The organism is Sphaerisporangium krabiense, from assembly GCF_014200435.1.
Taxonomy (GTDB): domain Bacteria; phylum Actinomycetota; class Actinomycetes; order Streptosporangiales; family Streptosporangiaceae; genus Sphaerisporangium; species Sphaerisporangium krabiense.
On record NZ_JACHBR010000001.1, the window covers coordinates 3,596,085 to 3,617,472 of the forward strand.

1 protein-coding gene is annotated in these 21,388 nt (G+C 72.5%); it reads left to right on the top strand.

Annotated elements, in window-relative coordinates:
- Position 1 precedes the first annotated feature (1 nt).
- On the top strand, positions 2-21,343 hold the full coding sequence (locus BJ981_RS38195; protein ID WP_311745499.1) for an SDR family NAD(P)-dependent oxidoreductase: 21,342 nt from the start codon (positions 2-4) through the stop codon (positions 21,341-21,343).
- Positions 21,344-21,388: the final 45 nt, after the last annotated feature.

Sequence of the window (21,388 nt, forward strand, 5' to 3'; positions counted from 1 at the left end):
GGTGAAGCGCGATTCCGGCTCACTGATGTGGGGACTGACCGCGGCCGGTGAGGGTTCGCTGCGCGGGCGGGCCCGCCTCCTGCTGGAGGCGCTCGACGCGAACCCGGGGCGGCCCGCCGACATCGGGCTCTCGCTCGCCCGGCTCACCCCGCCCGCCGTTGACGACCGGCGCGTCCTCCGGCGCGCGGCGCTCACCGCCGACGACGCGGCCGGCTTCGCCGCCGGGCTCCGGGCGCTGGCCGAAGGGCACGGCGCCCCCGGGCTGACCGAAGGCGCCCCCGTCGGGGACGGCGTGGTCTTCGTCTTCCCCGGCCAGGGCTCGCAGTGGCACGGCATGGCCGCCGAACTGATGGACGCCTCGCCGGTCTTCCGCGCCCGCATGGCCGAGTGCGCCGAGGCGTGCGCCCCGTACATCGACTGGTCGCTCCTGGACGCCGCGCGCGGCGAACCCGGCGCGGCGTCGCTGGACCGCACGGACGTGGTGCAGCCGGTGCTGTTCGCGGTCATGGTGTCCCTGGCGGCCCTGTGGCGGTCGTACGGGGTCGAGCCGTCGGCCGTGCTCGGGCACAGCCTGGGCGAGATCGCCGCCGCGGTCGTCGCCGACGCCCTGTCCCTGGAGGACGCGGCCCGCGTGGTGACGCTGTGGAGCCAGGCGCAGGCCACGCTGGCGGGGACCGGAACGATGATCGCCGTGCCCGCGCCCCGGGAAGAGGTGGGCCCGCGGCTGGCCGCCTACGACGGCCGGCTCGGCATCGCCGCGGTGAACGGCCCCGGCGCCGTGATCGTCTCCGGCGACCCGGAACCGGCCCGCCGGCTGCTCGCCGACCTCGCCGCCGACGGCGTGGCCGCCCGCGAGATCAACGTGGCGCTGGCCGCGCACGGCCCCCACATCGACGCGCTCATCCCCGCGCTGCGGGACATGCTCGCCCCCATCCGGCCGCGGCCGGCCCGCGTCCCGTTCTACTCCTCCGCCTATGGGACCGTCCTGCCCGGCGACGTGCCGCTGGACGCCGCGCACTGGTGCCGCAACCTGCGTGACACCGTGGAGTTCGAACAGGCCACCAGGGCCGCCCTCGCCGACGGCATGGGCGTCCTGCTGGAGGTCAGCCCGCATCCGGTCCTCACGGCCGCCGTCCAGGGGACGATCGACGCCGCCGGCGCGGACGCCGCCGTGCGCGGCTCCCTCCGCCGCGACCAGGCCGGCCTGGACAAGGTCATGCGCACGCTGGGCGACCTGTACGTCGACGGCGTCACGCCCGACTGGGACGCCGTCTACGCCGGTCACGATCCCCGGATCGTGCCCCTTCCCGAGGTCGCCGAGGACACGCCGGCGCGCCCGGAGTCGTCCCTGCGCGGGCGGCTGGTCGGCATGCCCGAGGCCGCCCAGCGCGTCTTGCTCGTCGACCTGGTGTGCCAGGAGGTCGCGGCCCTGCTCGGCTCCTCCGGCACGGTCTCCCCGCACACCCGGTTCCGGGACATGGGCTTCGACTCGGTCACGGCGCTGGAGATCCGCGCGCGCGTCTCCCAGGCCGCGGGTACCGCCCTGCCGGCCACCATGGTCTTCGACCACCCGACCCCCGCCGAGATGGCGGAGTTCGTGCGCGTGACCCTGGTCGGCGGCGCGCCGGACCACGACGTCCCCCCGCCGCCGGCCGCGGACGACGACCCGGTCGTGATCGTGGGCATCGGGTGCCGCTACCCGGGCGGCGTCGGCGGCCCCGAGGACCTGTGGCGGCTGGTCCACGAGGAGATCGACGCGGTGTCCCCGCGGTTCCCCGGCAACCGCGGCTGGGACCTCGCCGCCTCGCTCGACGACGGTTCGCGCGCGCCGGGCACCTTCTACCAGCGGGAAGGGGCCTTCCTGCACGACGCGGACCGGTTCGACGCGGACTTCTTCGGCATCAACCCCCGTGAGGCCGCCGCGATGGACCCGCAGCAGCGGCTGCTGCTGGAGACCTCCTGGGAGGCGTTCGAGCACGCGGGCATCCCTCCCGCGTCCCTGCGCGGCAGCCGCACCGGCGTGTTCGTCGGCGCGTTCACCATGGACTACGGGCCCCGGATGGACGAAGGCTCCGAGGTCGAGGGGTACGTCTTCATCGGCAACACCGGCAGCGTCATGTCGGGCCGCGTCGCCTACCTGTACGGCCTTGAGGGGCCCGCGGTGACGGTGGACACCGCCTGCTCGTCGTCGCTGGTGGCGCTGCACCTCGCGGTCCAGTCCGTACGGCGGGGCGAGTGCGCCCTGGCGCTGGCGGCCGGTGTCACCGTGATGCCCGGCGTCGGGATGTTCGTGGAGTTCTCCCGCCAGGGCGGTCTGTCCCCCGACGGCCGGAGCAAGGCGTTCTCGGCCACCGCCGACGGGTTCGGCCTGTCCGAAGGCGTCGGCGTCCTCGTGGTCGAGCGGTTGTCGGACGCGCGGCGCAATGGTCATCGGGTGTTGGCGGTGGTGCGGGGTTCGGCGGTGAATCAGGACGGTGCTTCCAATGGGTTGACGGCGCCGAATGGTCCTTCGCAGCAGCGGGTTATCGGTGCGGCGTTGGTGGATGCGGGGTTGTCGCCGGTTGATGTTGATGTGGTGGAGGCGCATGGGACCGGGACGCGGTTGGGTGATCCGATCGAGGCGCAGGCGTTGCTGGCGGCTTATGGGCAGGGCCGGGAGCGTGTGTTGTGGCTGGGGTCGTTGAAGTCCAACATCGGTCACACCCAGGCCGCCGCCGGGGTCGGCGGTGTCATCAAGATGGTCCAGGCCATGCGGCACGGAGTGCTCCCCAAGACCCTGCATGTGGATGAGCCGACGCCGCACGTGGACTGGTCGGCGGGCGCCGTTTCGTTGCTGACCGAGGCGGTCGAGTGGCCGGAGACGGGGCGTCCTCGGCGGGCGGGTGTGTCGTCGTTCGGGGTGAGCGGGACCAACGCGCACGTCGTGCTGGAACAGGCTCCCGAACTCGCGGAGGCGGGGGAGTCCGCGGAGTCTGGGGCGGGGCCGGTGCCGTTGGTGTTGTCGGCGCGGAGTGCGCCCGCGCTGGCGGGTCAGGCGGAGCGGATGGGGGCGTTCCTGCGGGCGCGTGCTGAGGTGCCGTTGGTGGATGTGGCCAGGTCGGCCGCGGTTCACCGGTCGGTGTTGGAGCACCGTGCCGTCGTCCTGGCCTCCGATCGTGCCGGGTTGCTGGCCGGGCTGGACAGCCTGGCGCAGGGGGTCGCCGTTCCTGGTGTGGTGCGGGGGGTGGGCGCTGCGGCTGGTTCGGGGGTGGTGTTCGTGTTCCCGGGTCAGGGGTCGCAGTGGGCGGGGATGGCGGTGGAGTTGCTGGAGTCCTCGCCGGTGTTCCGTGCGCGGATGGAGGAGTGCGCGCGGGCGCTGGGTCGGTTCGTGGAGTGGGATCTGTTCGAGGTCCTGGACGATGAGGAGGCGCTGGGGCGGGTCGAGGTGGTGCAGCCGGCGTTGTTCGCGGTGATGGTGTCGCTGGCTGGGTTGTGGCGCTCCTTTGGTGTGGAGCCTTCTGCGGTGGTGGGGCATTCGCAGGGGGAGATCGCGGCGGCGTGTGTGGCGGGTGTGCTGGGCCTGGAGGACGCGGCGCGGGTGGTGGTGTTGCGTAGCCGGGTCATCGGCCGGTCGCTGGCCGGGCGGGGTGGCATGGTGTCGGTTCCGCTGCCGGTGGGTGTGGTGGAGCCGGTGCTTGGGCGGTGGGGTGGCCGGGTGTCGGTGGCGGTGGTGAACGGCCCGTCGGCGACGGTGGTGGCCGGTGATGAGACGGCGCTGGTCGAGGTCGAGGCTTTGTGGGCGGGGACGCGACGGGTCGCGGTCGACTACGCCTCGCATTCCGCCTTGGTGGAGCCGGTGCGGGACGAACTCCTGGATGTGCTGGGCACGGTCGAGGGCCGTCCGGGAGTGGTGCGGTTCTTCTCCACGGTCGTGGGGGACTTCGTGGACGGGCGGCGGCTCGACGCGGCGTATTGGTATGAGAACCTGCGGCGGCCGGTGCGTTTCGACGCGGCGCTTGAGGTGTTCGCCGGTCAGGTGCTGATCGAGTGCAGTGCGCATCCGGTGCTGGTGCCGGTGGTCGAGGGCGTGGCGGTGGGGTCGCTGCGGCGTGGTGAGGGAGGGGCGGAGCGGTTCGCCCGGTCGCTGGCCGAGGCGTTCGTCGCCGGAGCCCCGGTCGACTGGCCGGCCGTCCTCAATGGCGCGGGCGGATCGGTGGAACTGCCCACCTACGCCTTCCAGCGCCGGCGTTACTGGCTCGACAGCCGCCCGCCGGTCGCGGCCGGCGCCGCCGACCTCGGCCTGTTCGCGGCGGAACATCCGCTGCTCGGCGCGGCGGTCGCGCTGCCGGGCACCGGCGGACACCTCTTCACCTCCAAGATCTCCCTCACCGACCGGCCGTGGCTGGCCGACCACGCGGTGAACGACGTCGTCCTGCTGCCCGGGGCCGCCTTCGCGGAACTCGCGATACGCGCGGGCGACCAGTTCGGCTGCGATCTCGTCGAGGAGCTCGTCCTCGAAGCGCCGCTGGTCCTCCCCGCCGACGGCGGCAGCGTCCGGCTGCAGGTGGCGGTCACCGGGCCCGACGACACCGGACGGCGTCGCCTCACGATGCACTCGCTGGAGGAGGGCGCAGGCGACGCCGACTGGACGCTGCACGCCACCGGAGTGCTCGCGACCGGAACGACACCCGGCGAAGCGCTGACGCAGTGGCCGCCGGCCGCCGACGAGATCGACGTCAGCGACGTCTACGACGCGCTGCGTGACCGGGGATACAACTACGGGCCGGTCTTCCAGGGGCTGCGGCGCGCCTGGCGCCGCGGTGACGAGATCTTCGCGGAAGCGGCGCTGCCCGAGACTCCGAGCGCCGACGGCTTCGCCCTGCACCCCGCCCTGCTCGACGCGGCCCTGCACCCCGTCGTCCTCGACTCCTCCGGCCTGCCCTTCTCCTGGCGGAAGATCTCGCTCCACAGCGCCGGCGCGTCGGCACTGCGGATCCGCCTGACGCGGACCGCCACAGGGGTGTCGGTGCGCATGGCGGATGACGCCGGCCTTCCCGTGCTGACCGTCGAATCCCTGGTACTGCGCCCGATACCCGACCACCTCGTCTCCGGGACCGCCGGTGTGCTGCTGGCCCTCGAGCCGGTCCCCGTCCCCCTGCCCGCCGACATGCCGCCCGGGTCGTTCGCCGTCGTCGGCTCCGCCCACGACCTCGCGGACCTCGTCCACGTGCCGGACGCCGTGCTGCTCCTGGAGGCGCCGGTCGAGCGGGTCCTGCCGGTGGTGCAGGCATGGCCGGCGGACGAGCGCTTCTCCCGGTCACGCCTGCTGGTCGTGACCCGGGACGCGAGCAGGGACATGGCCCAGGCGGCCGTCCGCGGCCTGATGCGCTCGGCGATCTCGGAGCACCCTGACCGGTTCGTCCTGGTCGACACCGGCGACCCGAGCACGATCGCCGGGCTCGTCGCGGAGATCCTCGCCACGGGCGAACCCGAACTCATCGTCGACGACGGACGGTTCGCCGCGCCGCGCCTGCGCACCGTGCGCGCCGCCCTCGGCGACGCGCCGTGGACGGAGGACGACCGTGTTCTGATCACCGGGGGAACCGGGACGGTCGGCGCGGCGGTGGCGCGGCACCTGGTCCACGCGCACGGCGTACGCCGCCTGGTGCTGGCGAGCCGCAGCGGCCCGGCCGCCCCCGGCGCGGCGCAGCTGACGGAGCTGGACGCCGAGGTGGACGTCGTCGCGTGCGACGTGACCGACCGCGACGCCCTGGCCGCGCTGCTGGAGGAGCACCCGGTCACCGCCGTCGTCCACGCCGCGGCCGTGCTCGACGACGGCCTGATCGAGTCGCTGACCCCCGAGCGCATGACGGCCGTGTACGCGCCGAAGGCCGGCACGGCCATGCATCTGCACGAGCTGACACGGGACAGGAACCTGACGGCCTTCGTCATGTTCTCCTCGATCGCCGGCGTTCTCGGAACGGCGGGCCAGGGCAACTACGCCGCGGCCAACGCCGCGGTCGACGCGCTCGCCGAGATCCGCCGCGCCGAGGGACTGCCGGCGACGTCGATCGCCTGGGGCCTGTGGTCCGAGACGAGCACGATGACCGGCGGCCTCACGGGCGCCGACCGTGCCCGGCTGGCCCGATACGGAATGGCGGAGATGTCCACCGCCGACGCGCTGGCGTTGTTCGACGCCGGCGTGAGCGGCGACGTGGCCGCGCCGGCGGCCGTGCGTCTGGACCAGGCCGGGCTGCGGTCGCAGGCCGCGTCAGGCATGCTCCCCGCGCCGCTGCGCGGCCTCGTCCGCGCCCCGGTCCAGCGCGCCTCCGTCACCCGGGCACAGGGCGCCGGCGGGAACGGCGTCGCCGCGCTGCCTCCCGGGGAGCGGCTGGACGCCGTGCTGCGGCTGGTGCGTGAGCACGTCGCCGGAGTGCTCGGCCACGGCTCGGCCGGCTCCGTCGACGCCGACCGGGCGTTCAAGGAGATGGGCTTCGACTCGCTCACCGCGGTCGAACTGCGCAACAGGCTGAACGCGCTGTTCGACGTGCGGCTGCCCGCGACACTGGTCTTCGACCACCCGACTCCCCACGCGGTGGCCGGGTTTCTGGTGGACGAACTGTACGGAACCCGGGAGGCGACGGCGGCGCCTGTCGCCGTGGCCGCCGACCTGGACGAGCCCATCGCGATCATCGGCATGAGCTGCCGATATCCCGGCGACGTGCGGTCGCCGGAGGACCTGTGGCGACTGGTCGAGGCCGGTGGCGACGCCATCACCGGCTTCCCCACCGACCGCGGCTGGGACCTGGCCGACCTGTTCGACGCCGATCCGGACCGTGCCGGGCGCAGTTACGCCCGTGAGGGCGGCTTCCTGCACGACGCGGGCGAGTTCGACGCGGCGTTCTTCGCCATCTCCCCGCGCGAGGCCACCGCGATGGACCCGCAGCAGCGACTGCTGCTGGAGACCTCCTGGGAGGCGTTCGAACGGGCGGGAATCGCCCCGGACTCGGTGCGCGGCGAGCAGATCGGCGTGTTCGCCGGGGTGATGAACGGCGGGTACGGCGCGCACCAGTTCACCGGGCGGGACGCAGGCGAGTTCGAGGGCTACCTCGCCAGCGGCACCGCCGCCAGCGTGGCGTCCGGACGCGTCGCCTACGCCCTCGGACTCGAGGGCCCGGCACTCACCGTGGACACGGCCTGCTCCTCCTCGCTGGTGGCGATGCACCTGGCCGCTCAGGCGCTGCGCCGTGGCGAGTGCACGATGGCGCTCGCCGGCGGTGTCACCGTCATGTCGACGCCGTCGCTGTTCGTGGAGTTCAGCCGTCAGCGCGGCCTGGCCGCCGACGGGCGGTGCAAGTCGTTCGCGGGATCCGCGGACGGCACCGGCTGGTCGGAGGGCGCCGGTGTGCTGCTGCTCGAACGGCTGTCGGACGCACGGCGCAACGGACATCGCGTCCTGGCGCTGGTCCGCGGAACCGCGGTGAACCAGGACGGCGCCTCCAACGGTCTCGCGTCACCGAACGGTCCTTCGCAGCAGCGGGTTATCGGTGCGGCGTTGGTGGATGCGGGGTTGTCGCCGGTTGATGTTGATGTGGTGGAGGCGCATGGGACCGGGACGCGGTTGGGTGATCCGATCGAGGCGCAGGCGTTGCTGGCGGCTTATGGGCAGGGCCGGGAGCGTGTGTTGTGGCTGGGGTCGTTGAAGTCCAACATCGGTCACACCCAGGCCGCCGCCGGGGTGGGCGGTGTGATCAAGATGGTCCAGGCCATGCGGCACGGAGTGCTGCCCAAGACGTTGCATGTGGATGAGCCGACGCCGCACGTGGACTGGTCGGCGGGCGCCGTTTCGCTGTTGACCGAGGCGGTCGAGTGGCCGGAGACGGGGCGTCCTCGGCGGGCGGGTGTGTCGTCGTTCGGGGTGAGCGGGACCAACGCGCACGTCGTGCTGGAGCAGGCCGACGAGCCCGTTCAGGCCGTCGCCGAGCCCTCCGTCGCGCCACCGGTCGTGCCCTGGGTGCTGTCCGCCCGGACCGCCTCGGCCCTGGCCGCGCAGGTGGACCAGATCAAGGGCTACGCGGAGGCGAACCCGGAACCCACCGTCGCCGACATCGGCCACGCCTTGGCCACCACGCGGGCCCGGCTGCCGTACCGGGCGGTCCTGATCGGCGCCGACCGTGCCGAACTGCTCGCCGCCGACGTGGTCCAGGGCGACGGCGGCACCACACGCCGGGTCGCGTTCGTGTTCCCGGGTCAGGGGTCGCAGTGGGCGGGGATGGCGGTGGAGCTGCTGGAGTCCTCGCCGATGTTCCGTGCGCGGATGGAGGAGTGCGCGCGGGCGCTGGACCGGTTCGTGGACTGGGATCTGTTCGAGGTCCTGGGCGATGAGGAGGCGCTGGGCCGGGTCGAGGTCGTGCAGCCGGCGTTGTTCGCGGTGATGGTGTCGCTGGCTGAGTTGTGGCGCTCCTATGGTGTGGAGCCCTCGGCGGTGGTGGGGCATTCGCAGGGGGAGATCGCGGCGGCGTGCGTGGCGGGTGCGCTCAGCCTGGAGGACGCGGCCCGGGTGGTGGCGTTGCGCAGCCAGGTCATCGGCCGGTCGCTGGCCGGGCGAGGCGGCATGGCGTCGGTACCGCTGCCGTTCGACGAGGTGCGAGAGCTGCTGACGCCGTGGGACGGCCGGATCGGCGTCGCCGCCGTCAACGGACCGGCGTCCACCGTGGTCTCCGGCGACTCCGACGCGCTGCGGGAATTCCTCGCCGGGACGGAGGCCCGCACCATCCCGGTCGACTACGCGTCCCACTCCCGGCACGTCGAAGCCGTCCACGACGAGCTCCTGGAACTCCTCGCCCCGATCAGCCCACGCCCGTCGACGGTGCCCTTCTACTCGGCGGTCACCGGATCACGCATGGACACCGCCGGGCTCGACGCCGCCTACTGGTATCGGAACCTGCGGGAGCCCGTCCGCTTCGACCTGGCCGTCGACGGCCTGCTCGACGACGGCATCAGCGCGTTCGTCGAGGCGAGCACGCACCCCGTGCTCACCTTCGGCGTCTCCGGCATCACCGAGCGGTCCGGGCACGACGCGGTCGCCGTCGGATCACTGCGACGCGGCGAGGGCGGACCGCGGCGGTTCCTCACCTCCCTCGCCGAGGCGTACACCCAAGGGGTGCCGGTCGAATGGCGACCCGCCTTCGGGACCGGTGCCCGTCCGGTGGACCTGCCGACCTACGCTTTCCAGCGCACGCACTTCTGGCTGCGGCCCCCGGCTCCCCAGATCCCCGGCCAGGCCGTGGACGGATGGCGTTACCGCGTCGAATGGCGCCGCGTCGCGGAGAACTCCGCACCCGGACTGTCCGGCACCTGGCTCGTGGTCACCGGCGGCGAACCCGCGGAACCGATCGCCGAGGCCCTCGCCGCGCACGGCGCCGTACCGGTGACCACCTCGGTCGAATCCCTTCCCGGCGCCCTCGCCCAGGTCAGCGAGATCGCCGGCGTGCTCTCCCTCGTCGCCCTCACGGCAGCGGATCCGGCCGCCGCGACCCTCGCCATGATCCAGGCGGACCTGCCGGAGGCGCCCCTGTGGACGGTGACGCGCGGCGCGGTCGCCACCGAGGCCCCGTCCACGGCGCAGGCCGCCGTCTGGGGCCTCGGCCGGGTCGCCGCACTGGAGACGCCCGCCCGATGGGGCGGACTGATCGACCTGCCCGCCGACCCGGACGAGAGCACCTACCGGCGGCTCGCCACGGTACTGGCCGGGATGGGCGAGGACCAGGTCGCGCTGCGGAAGTCCGGCATTCTCGGCAGGCGGTTGACGCGCGCCCCGCGACCGGCCCGCGCCGGCGCCTCGTGGCGGCCCCGCGGCACCGTCCTGATCACCGGCGGCACCGGCGCCATCGGGGCGCACATCGCCCGCCGGTTCGCCGCGGAGGGCGCCGAACACCTGGTGCTGACCGGACGGCGCGGTCCCGCCACGCCCGGCGCCGCCGAACTGGAGGCGGAGCTGACCGCGCTCGGCGCCCGGGTCACGGTGGCCGCCTGCGACGTCGCGGACCGTGACGCGCTGGCCGCGCTGGTCGCCTCGGTGCAGGCGGAGAGCCCCATCCGCGTCGTCGTCCACGCGGCAGGGGTGCCGCACTGGGGCGAACTGCGGGACATCACGGCCTCCGAGGTCGCCGACGCGCGCGCCGCCAAGGTCGCCGGCGCGCGGCACCTGGACGAACTTCTCGGGTCAGAGCTCGACGCGTTCGTGCTCATCTCGTCGGGCGCCGGCGTGTGGGGCGGCAGCGGTCAAGGGGCCTACGCGGCGGCCAACGCCGCGCTCGACGCGCTCGCCGCGCGGCGCCGCTCCCGAGGACTGCACGCCGTGTCGCTGGCGTGGGGTTCCTGGGCGGGCGAGGGAATGGCCGCGGGCGACGCCGGTTCCCGTTTCCAGCGGCTCGGGCTCCGGCTCATGCGCCCCGAGGACGCCCTCACGGTCCTCGGCCAGGCGCTCGCCGACGACGAGACCTTCCTCACCGTCGCCGATGTGGACTGGGACAGGTTCGCGCCGACCTTCACCATCGCCCGGCCGAGCGCGCTGCTGTCCGAACTGCCCGAGGCGCGGGCCGCGCTCGCCGCGGCGCCCGGCGAACCGGCGGCGCTCGGCGTGGTCGCCGAGGCGGACCGCCGCCGCACGGTCCGCGAGATGGTCCACGCCGCCGTGGCCGCCGTGCTCGGGCACGCCGACGCCGGCGCCCTCGACGGACGCACCTTCAAGGACCTGGGCTTCGACTCTCTCACCGCGGTGGACATCCGCAACAGGCTGTCGGAGGCCACCGGGGTCAAGCTGCCGAGCAGCCTCGTCTTCGACTACCCGACCCCCGACGCGCTCGCCGCCCATCTGCTGGAGCGGGTCTTCGGCGGTGCCACGGAGACCCCGGCGGCCGCGCCCGCCCGTGTCCTGCAGGCGGCGGACGACCCGATCGCCATCGTCGGCATGAGCTGCCGGTATCCGGGCGGGGTCCAGTCGCCAGAAGACCTGTGGCGACTGGTAGAGGCGGAACTCGACGCCGTCGCGGACTTCCCCGAGGATCGCGGCTGGGACATCGAATCGCTCTACCACCCCGATCCCGAGCACCCGGGCACGACGTACACGCGGCAGGGCGCCTTCCTCGACGGCGCCGCCGACTTCGACGCCGCGTTCTTCCGCATCTCGCCGCGGGAGGCGCTGGCGATGGACCCGCAGCAGCGCCTGGTGCTGGAGGCCGCCTGGGAGGGCTTCGAGCGGGCCGGCGTCGATCCCACCACCCTGCGCGGCACGAGCACCGGTGTGTTCATCGGGGCGAGCAGTCAGGACTACGGCCCCCGTCTGCACCAGGTGCCTCCGGGACTGGAAGGGCATGTTCTCACCGGCAGCCTGGACGCGGTGATCTCCGGCCGGGTCGCCTACGAACTGGGCCTGGAAGGGCCGGCGCTGACGGTGGACACGGCCTGCTCGTCGTCGCTGGTGGCGCTGCACCTCGCGGTTCAGGCGCTGCGCCGGGGTGAGTGCTCGATGGCACTCGCCGGCGGTGTGGCGGTCCTGTCCACCCCTGGCGTCTTCGTCGAGTTCAGCCGCCAGCGCGGCCTCGCGGCCGATGGCCGGTGCAAGTCCTTCGCCGCCGCCGCGGACGGCACCGGCTGGGGTGAAGGCGTCGGGATGGTGGTCCTGGAGCGGTTGTCGGATGCGCGGCGTAATGGTCATCGGGTGTTGGCGGTGGTGCGGGGTTCGGCGGTGAATCAGGACGGTGCTTCCAATGGGTTGACGGCGCCGAATGGTCCTTCGCAGCAGCGGGTGATTGGTGCGGCGTTGGTGGATGCGGGGTTGTCGCCGGTTGATGTTGATGTGGTGGAGGCGCATGGGACCGGGACGCGGTTGGGTGATCCGATCGAGGCGCAGGCGTTGCTGGCGGCTTATGGGCAGGGCCGGGAGCGTGTGTTGTGGCTGGGGTCGTTGAAGTCCAACATCGGTCACACCCAGGCCGCCGCCGGGGTCGGCGGTGTCATCAAGATGGTCCAGGCCATGCGGCACGGAGTGCTCCCCAAGACGTTGCATGTGGATGAGCCGACCCCGCACGTGGACTGGTCGGCGGGCGCTGTTTCGCTGCTGACCGAGACCGTTGACTGGCCGGAGACCGGACGGCCCCGGCGGGCCGGGGTGTCGGCGTTCGGGGTGAGCGGCACCAACGCGCACGTGGTGCTGGAGCATGTCCCGGCTGAGGTGCCGGCCGAGGCGCCGGCCGCTGTTGCGGCCGGTGGCGTGGTGGATGGTCTGGTGCCCGAGCCGGTGGTGGTGCCGGTGCCGTTGTCCGCGCGTGGTGAGGCGGGGTTGCGGGCTCAGGCGGCGCGGCTGGGTGAGTTCGTGGCCGCTCGTCCTGAGGTTTCGCTGTCCTCGCTGGGGCTGTCGATGGGACTGAGCCGTTCCGGCCTGCCCGATCGCGCCGTCGTCCTGGCCTCTGGCCGTGCCGGGTTGCTGGCCGGGTTGGAGAGCCTGGCGCAGGGGGTCGCTGCCCCTGGTGTGGTGCGGGGTGTCGCGGGTGGGGATGTGCGGTGGGCCGGGTTGTTCACCGGTCAGGGGGCTCAGCGGGTGGGGATGGGGGCGGAGCTGGCCCGCGAGTTCCCGGTTTTCGCGGACGCCCTGAATGGAATCATCGCCGAATTCGACGGTCTTTTGGGGGCGTCGCTCGGCGATGTGATTTCTGGTGATGCGGAGATGCTCGATCGGACGGTGTTCACTCAGCCGGCGTTGTTCGCGGTTGAGGTGGCGTTGTTCCGGTTGTTTGAGTCGTGGGGTTTGCGGCCGGATTTTGTGGTGGGGCATTCGGTTGGTGAGTTGGCGGCGGCGCATGTGGCGGGGGTGTTGTCGTTGTCGGATGCGGTGTTGTTGGTGGCGGCTCGTGGTCGGTTGATGCAGGGGTTGCCGGGTGGTGGGTTGATGGTGTCGTTGCCGGTGGGTGTGGGTGTGGTGGAGCCGTTTTTGGGTGGGGGGGTGTGTTTGGCGGCGGTGAACGGGCCGGAGTCGGTGGTGGTGTCGGGGGATGAGGATGCGGTTTTGGGGTTGGCGGCGCGTTTTGGTGGGGGGCGTCGGGTGCGGGCGAGTCATGCGTTTCATTCGCATCGGATGGATGGGATGTTGGCGGAGTTTCGTGGGGTGGTGGAGTCGGTTGGTTTTGGGGTGCCGGTGATTCCGGTGGTGTCGACGTTGGTGGGGGGTGTGGTTTCGGGGGAGGTGTTGTGTTCGGCGGATTATTGGGTGCGTCAGGTGCGGGAGCCGGTTCGTTTTGGTGATGCGGTGGGGTGGTTGGTGGGGGGTGGGGTTTCGGGTTTTGTGGAGTTTGGGCCGGATGCGGTGTTGTCGGGGTTTGTTGAGGCGCCGGTGGTGGCGTCGGTGATGCGGCGGGGTCGGGGTGAGGTGGCGTCGGTGCTGGGGGCGGTGGCGGCGTTGCATGTGGGTGGGGTGTCGGTGGATTGGGGTCGGGTGGTTTCGGGGGGTGGTCGGGTGGAGTTGCCGACGTATGCCTTTCAGCGGGAGCGGTTCTGGTTGGTGGAGCAGGACGCTGCTGGTGGTGGGGTGGGTTTGGTGGGGTCGGTTGTGGGGTTGGCGGGTTCGGGTGGGGTGGTGGTGTCGGGGCGGTTGTCGTTGGGGGTGCAGGGGTGGGTTGCCGATCATGTGGTGGGGGGGTCGGTGTTGTTGCCGGGGACGGCGTTTGTGGAGTTGGCGGTGCGTGCGGGTGATGAGGTGGGGTGTGGGCTGGTTGAGGAGCTCACGTTGCACGCGCCGTTGGTGGTGGGTTCGGGTGAGGTGGAGTTCCAGGTTGTGGTGGGGGAGGCGGATGGTTCGGGCCGCCGCTCACTGACCGTGCACGCCCGAGAGGGCGAAGAGCAATGGACCCGGCACGCCTCAGGTGTCCTGAGCGAGGAGACCGTGGCCGTCGAGTCCATCGGAGAGCCGGCAGCCGACGGTTCGATGGTGTGGCCGCCGGTGGGGGCGGTGGCGGTGGATGCCGATGAGGTGCGTGCCTCCCTGACAGCGCGGGGTTATGGCTATGGGCCGGCGTGGGGTGGGTTGCGGGCTGCGTGGCGGCGTGGTGATGAGTGGTTCGGTGAGGTGGAGCTGCCGGAGGGGGTGTCGGCGGAGGGTTTTGTGGTGCATCCGGCGTTGCTGGACACCGCGTTTCAGCCGATGGCGTTGGGGTTGGAGGGTCCGGCGCGGTTGCCGTTCGTGTGGCAGCGGGTTTCGGTGGCCTCTTCTGGGGTGAGGCGGGTGCGGGCGTGGTTGCGTCCGCTGGCTGATGGTTTCTCGGTGGTGCTGGCCGATGAGCAGGGTCGGCCGGTGCTGTCGGTGGGCTCGGTGGTGATGCGACCTTTGCCGGAGCACCTCGACACTCCGGGCACCCCCTTGCTGGCCATTGAGCACGTGGCGGTCTCCCAGTCCTCCACCACCCCCGTCCCCATGATCCGCATCCAGGCCGCCGACGACCTTCCGGCGCTGCCCGACCCCGCACCCGGCCTCGTGGTCCTGACCGCCACCGTCGACGGTCACGACACCGTCGGCCCGGTCGCCGAGGTGCTGGGCGTGGTGCAGGCGTGGCTGGCCGAGGAGCGGTTCGCCGGCTCGCGCCTGATGGTGGTGACGCGAGAGGCCCGGACGGATCCGGCCCAGGCCGCCATCGCGGGGCTGATGCGGTCGGCTCAGTCCGAGCACCCGGGCCGGTTCCTGCTGCTCGACCTCGACGGCGACCAGGCCGACGACCACGACGGCGGGCTGGCCGGGTTGGTCGCACAGGCCGCGGGGCTGGACGAGCCGGAAGCGGTGGTGCGTGGCGGGCAGGTGCTGGTTCCGCGTTTGAGGCGGGTCGCGGATTCCGGTCCTGTTTCCGGCGGTGCGGTGTGGTCGGCGGGGGATTGTGTGCTGATCACGGGTGGTCTGGGGACGTTGGGTGGTTTGGTGGCGCGGCATCTGGCCGGGGTGCATGGGGTGGGCCGGTTGGTGTTGGTGGGTCGTCGTGGTGCGGGGGCTGCGGGGGCTGGGGAGTTGGTGGCGGAGTTGGCGGGGTTGGGGTGTGAGGCGGTGGTGGTGGCGGCCGATCTGTCGGATCGGGCGGCGGTGGCGGGGGTGCTGGAGCGGTTCCCGGTGTCGGGGGTGGTTCATGCGGCGGGGGTGCTGGATGACGGTGTGGTGGAGTCGTTGTCGGTTGAGCGGTTGGAGCGGGTGTTCGGGCCGAAGGTGGTGGCGGCGGAGTTTCTTGATGAGTTGACGCGTGGCCGGGTGTTGTCGGGGTTTGTGGTGTTCTCCTCGGCGGCTGGTGTGGTGGGGACGGCGGGGCAGGGTAATTACGCGGCGGCGAACGCGGCGTTGGATGCGTTGGTGCGCAGGCGCCGGTTGGCTGGGTTGCCGGGGACGTCGGTGGCGTGGGGGTTGTGGGCCGAGTCCAGTGGGATGACGCGGGAGTTGGGGGCGGCTGATCGGGCGCGGATGGCGCGGTCGGGGCTGGCGCCCTTACCGACCGCAGACGCCCTGGCCATGCTCGACGCCGCGGTCGCAGCGGAAGTCCCCGACCTCGTAGCGGTACGACTCGACAACGCGGCATTGCGTGCCCGTGCCATCGAGGGGACCCTGCCCCCGCTGATGAGCTCCCTCGTCCGCGTTCCCACCAGACGTGCCGCGGCCGAGGAGACCCGGCGCACGGACAGTCTCACCGAACGGCTCGCGAGGATGCCGGCCGAAGAGCGCCGGACCACCGTGACCAAGCTGGTCCTCGATCAGGTCGCTGGTGTTCTGGGGTATTCGGGTGCGGGGTCGGTGGATGCGGGTCGGGCGTTCCAGGATCTGGGATTCGATTCGCTGACCGCGGTGGAGTTGCGCAACCGGTTGAATGCGGCGCTGGATGTGCGGCTTCCGGCGACGCTGGTGTTCGATCACCCGACGCCGCAGGTGCTGGCGGTGTATCTGCTGGAGCGGTTGTTCGGTGGCCAGGCCGATGCCAAGGCGGGTTCGGCGGTGGCGGTGCCGGGTGTGGTGGCGCGGGTGGTGGATGAGCCGATCGCGATCGTGGGGATGAGTTGCCGGTATCCGGGTGGGGTGGCTTCGCCGGAGGATCTGTGGGATCTGGTGGCGCGGGGCCGGGAGGGGATCAGCGGGTTCCCGGTGGATCGTGGCTGGGATCTGGCGAATCTGTTCGATGACGATCCTGATCGTCATGGGCGTAGTTATGTGCGTGCGGGCGGGTTCTTGCATGAGGCGGGGGAGTTCGACGCGCAGTTCTTCGGGATCTCGCCGCGGGAGGCCTCGGCGATGGATCCGCAGCAGCGGTTGCTGCTGGAGTCGAGTTGGGAGGCGGTGGAGCGGGCCGGGATCGATCCGGTGTCGCTGCGCGGCAGCCAGACCGGTGTGTTCGTCGGGGTGATGTACGCCGATTACGGGTCGCGGCTGCGCCAGGTCCCCAAGGACATGGAGGGGTACCTGGGGAACGGCAGCGCGCCCAGTGTCGCCTCCGGGCGGGTCTCCTACACCTTCGGCTTCGAAGGCCCGGCCATGACCGTGGACACCGCATGCTCCTCCTCGCTCGTGGCGATCCACCTGGCCGCCCAGGCGCTACGCCGCGGCGAGTGCACGATGGCACTCGCCGGCGGCGTCACCGTCATGTCCACTCCTGGCATCTTCATCGAGTTCAGCCGTCAGCGAGGAGTGGCCCCGGACGGGCGCGCCAAGTCCTTCTCCGCCTCGGCCGACGGCACGAGCTGGTCCGAGGGTGTCGGGATGTTGGTCTTGGAGCGGTTGTCGGATGCGCGGCGTAATGGTCATCGGGTGTTGGCGGTGGTGCGGGGTTCGGCGGTGAATCAGGACGGTGCTTCCAATGGGTTGACGGCGCCTAATGGTCCTTCGCAGCAGCGGGTGATTGGTGCGGCGTTGGTGGATGCGGGGTTGTCGCCGGTTGATGTTGATGTGGTGGAGGCGCATGGGACCGGGACGCGGCTGGGTGATCCGATCGAGGCGCAGGCGTTGCTGGCGGCTTATGGGCAGGGCCGGGAGCGTGTGTTGTGGCTGGGGTCGTTGAAGTCCAACATCGGTCACACCCAGGCCGCCGCCGGGGTCGGCGGTGTCATCAAGATGGTCCAGGCCATGCGGCACGGAGTGCTCCCCAAGACGCTGCACGTGGATGAGCCGACGCCCCACGTGGACTGGTCGGCCGGCGCGGTTTCGCTGCTGACCGAGACCATTGACTGGCCGGAGACCGGACGGCCCCGGCGGGCCGGGGTGTCGGCGTTCGGGGTGAGCGGCACCAACGCGCACGTGGTGCTGGAGCATGTCCCGGCCGACGGCGTGGTGGATGGTGTGGTGCCGGAGCCGGTGGCGGGGGTCGAGCCGGTGGTGGTGCCGGTGCCGTTGTCGGCGCGTGGTGAGGCGGGGTTGCGGGCTCAGGCGGCGCGGCTGGGTGAGTTCGTGGCCGCTCGTCCTGAGGTTTCGCTGTCCTCGCTGGGGCTGTCGATGGGACTGAGCCGTTCCGGCCTGCCCGATCGCGCCGTCGTGCTGGCCTCCGATCGTGCCGGGTTGCTGGCCGGGTTGGAGAGTCTGGCGGAGGGTGTTTCGGCTGCTGGTGTGGTGCGGGGGGTGGGCGCTGCGGCTGGTTCGGGGGTGGTGTTCGTGTTCCCGGGTCAGGGGTCGCAGTGGGCGGGGATGGCGGTGGAGTTGCTGGAGTCCTCGCCGGTGTTCCGTGCGCGGATGGAGGAGTGCGCGTGGGCGCTGGGTCGGTTCGTGGAGTGGGATCTGTTCGAGGTCCTGGGTGATGAGGAGGCGCTGGGGCGGGTTGAGGTGGTGCAGCCGGCGTTGTTCGCGGTGATGGTGTCGCTGGCTGGGTTGTGGCGCTCCTTTGGTGTGGAGCCTTCTGCGGTGGTGGGGCATTCGCAGGGGGAGATCGCGGCGGCGTGTGTGGCGGGTGTGCTGGGCCTGGAGGACGCGGCGCGGGTGGTGGTGTTGCGTAGCCGGGTCATCGGCCGGTCGCTGGCCGGGCGGGGTGGCATGGTGTCGGTTCCGCTGCCGGTGGGTGTGGTGGAGCCGGTGCTTGGGCGGTGGGGTGGCCGGGTGTCGGTGGCGGTGGTGAACGGCCCGTCGGCGACGGTGGTGGCCGGTGATGAGACGGCGCTGGTCGAGGTCGAGGCTTTGTGGGCGGGGACGCGACGGGTCGCGGTGGACTACGCCTCGCATTCGGTGCTGGTGGAGTCGGTGCGGGACGAGCTGCTGAACGTATTGGGCGACGTCGAGGGCCGTGCGGGCGAGGTGGCGTTCTTCTCCACGGTGGCGGGGCGGTTCGTCGACGGCGGGGAGTTGGACGCGGCGTATTGGTATGAGAATCTGCGGCGGCCGGTGCGTTTCGACGCGGCGCTTGAGGTGTTCGCCGGTCAGGTGCTGATCGAGTGCAGTGCGCATCCGGTGCTGGTGCCGGTGGTCGAGGGCGTGGCGGTGGGGTCGCTGCGGCGTGGTGAGGGAGGGGCGGAGCGGTTCGCCCGGTCGCTGGCCGAGGCGTTCGTCGCCGGAGCCCCGGTCGACTGGGCCGCGGTCTCCGGGGACGGGCACGGGTCGGTCGAGTTGCCCACGTACGCCTTCCAGCACGAGCGCTACTGGCTCGACGCCACCGAACCCGCGAACGTCTCCGCGGCGGGGCTCGACTCCGCCGAACATCCGATGCTGGGCGCGGCGGTGTCCCTCGCCGCCTCCGACGGGTACGTCTTCACCGCCAGGCTCTCCACCCGCACACATCAGTGGCTGACGGACCACGTCGTACGAGGCTCCGTGCTGGTACCGGGCACGGCCTTCGTCGAGTGGGCCGTCCGGGCCGGGGACGAGACCGGCTGCCCCGTCGTCGAGGAACTCACCATCGTCAGCCCGCTGGTCGTTCCCGAGTCCGCGACGGTTCAGGTCCAGCTCACCGTGCAGGCCCCCGACGAATCCGGCCGCAGGCCGATCGCGGTGCACGCTCGCGGCGACGTACGCGACGACTGGGTCCTGCACGCCACGGGCGCCATCGGGCCCGGCACCGCCGATCGTCCCGGCGACCTCGCCGTCTGGCCGCCGGCGGACGGCGAGCCGATCGACGTGGACGATCTGTACGAACGGCTCGCGGACACCGGCCTGGTCTACGGCGCCGCCTTCAAGGGGGTGCGGGCCGCCTGGCGTCGCGGCGAAGAGGTCTTCGCGGAGATCGAACCGCGGGCGGAGCTCGCGACCGCCGGCTTCGGACTGCACCCCGCGCTCCTGGACGCGGCCGTCCACGCGGCGGCGCTCACCAGGGAGCTCGGCGACCCCAAGCTGCCGTTCTCGTGGAACGGCGTCGCGCTGCACGCCGCGGGCGCGTCGGCGCTGCGGGTGCGCGTCACGCCGATCGGCGCGGACACGTTCGCGATCCTCGCCGCCGACGCCCTCGGCGATCCGGTCGCGACGGTCCGCTCGCTCCACGTGCGCGCCGCCGCCACGACCGCCGCCCCGTCCGGCGACCACCTGTATCGGCCCGTCTGGACCGAGACGCCGGCCCCCCACGAGCCCGCCGGGCCGGAACGGCCCGCGGTCGTGGGCGGGACGCTGTGGCGGGACGTGCCGACCTTCCCGACCCTGGCGGACCTGATCGCGGCGGCCGACGCCGGCGCCTCCGTGCCGCGGACGGTGTTCGCGCCGATCGGGACGCCGCCGGGCCCGGACCTCGCCGGCGCCGCGGCGGGCGCCGCCCGTGACATGCTCCAGGTGATCCGGACATGGCTGGCGGACGATCGCTTCGCGGCGTCACGGCTGGTGTTCGTCAGCAGGGGAGCGTCGGGCGAGCATCCCGAGGATCTCGCCGGCGCCGGCGTCTGGGGCCTCGTGCGGTCCGCCCAGGCCGAACATCCCGGACGGTTCCAGCTTGCCGACATCGACGCCGCCGAGCGCTCACTGGACCTGCTGAGGACCGTGCCCGCCCTCGAAGAGCCCCAGCTCGTCCTGCGTGACGGCGTCGTCTTCGCTCAGCGGCTGGCCCGCGTCGGCCCCGCGCCGGCGCGGGCGGAGTGGGACCCCGACGGGACCGTGCTCGTCACCGGGGGCACCGGCACGCTGGGCGGCCTGGTGGCGCGGCATCTGGCCGCCGAGCACGGGGTGCGCAGGTTCGTCCTGGCGAGCCGTCGCGGTCCGGCCGCCGAGGGCGCGGACCGGCTCGTGGCCGAGCTGGCGGAGCTCGGCGCCGAGGCCGCCGTCGTCGCCGCCGACCTGTCGGACCGCGAGGCGGTGATCCGCCTGCTCGCCGGCCATCCGGTCACCGCGGTGGTGCACAGCGCCGGTGTGCTCGACGACGGGCTGATCTCGGCCCTGACGCCGGACCGGATCGACACGGTGTTCAGGTCGAAGGTCGATGCCGCCGTCCACCTGCACGAGCTGACGCGGGACATGAACCTCACCGCCTTCGTGCTGTTCTCCTCCGCGGCCGGGGTCTTCGGCACGCCCGGCCAGGGCAACTACGCCGCCGCCAACGCCTTCCTGGACGCGCTGGCCGTCCACCGGCGCGGCCTGGGTCTTCCGGCCGTCTCGGTGGCATGGGGACTGTGGCGGGAGGCCAGCGAGCTGACCGGCCGGATGAGCGAGCAGGATCAGCGGCGCATGGCCGGATCGGGAGTCCTGCCGCTGTCCTCGGCGGAGGGTCTCGCCCTGTTCGACGCCGCCTTGGCGCTGGACGAGCCGACGCCGCTGGCCGTGCGGCTGGACCTCGGCGCGTTGCGCGAGCAGGCGCGGGCGGGGACGCTGCCCGCGCCGCTGCGCGGCCTGGTGACGTCCACGAGCCGGCACGCGGCGAGCGGCGGCGCGCACCGGCGGACCCTGGCGGAACGGCTCCGCCGTGCGCCCGCCGGGCAGCGCGGGCAGATGGTCGTCTCGGCGGTGCTCGCCGAGACCGCGGCCGTGCTCGGCCACCGGCCCGGCGACTCGATCAAGGCGGCCCGGGACTTCAAGGAGCTCGGCTTCGACTCGCTCACCGCGGTCGAGCTGCGTAACAGGCTGGCCGAGATCACCGGCCTGCGTCTGCCCGCCGCCTTGGTGTTCGACCACCCGACCCCTCAGGCGCTGGCCGAGTTCCTGCTGGGCGAACTCGCCCCCGCGGCGCGGGGCGTGGAGAACACAGAGAACACAGGCACAGAGAACACAGAGGACACGGCGCTGCGCGAGGCGCTGGCCACGATCCCTCTGGACACGCTGCGCGAGAACGGACTGCTCGACCGGCTGCTGCGCCTCGCCAGAGGCAGCGGGGACGGCGACGGGCACACCGAGGACCAGATCGACTCGATGGACGCCGAGGCTCTGATCGCCAAGGCGCTCGGCACCACGGATCTCTGACACAGACCTCTGGACCGGATGTCCGCGGCAGGACCTCTTACACAG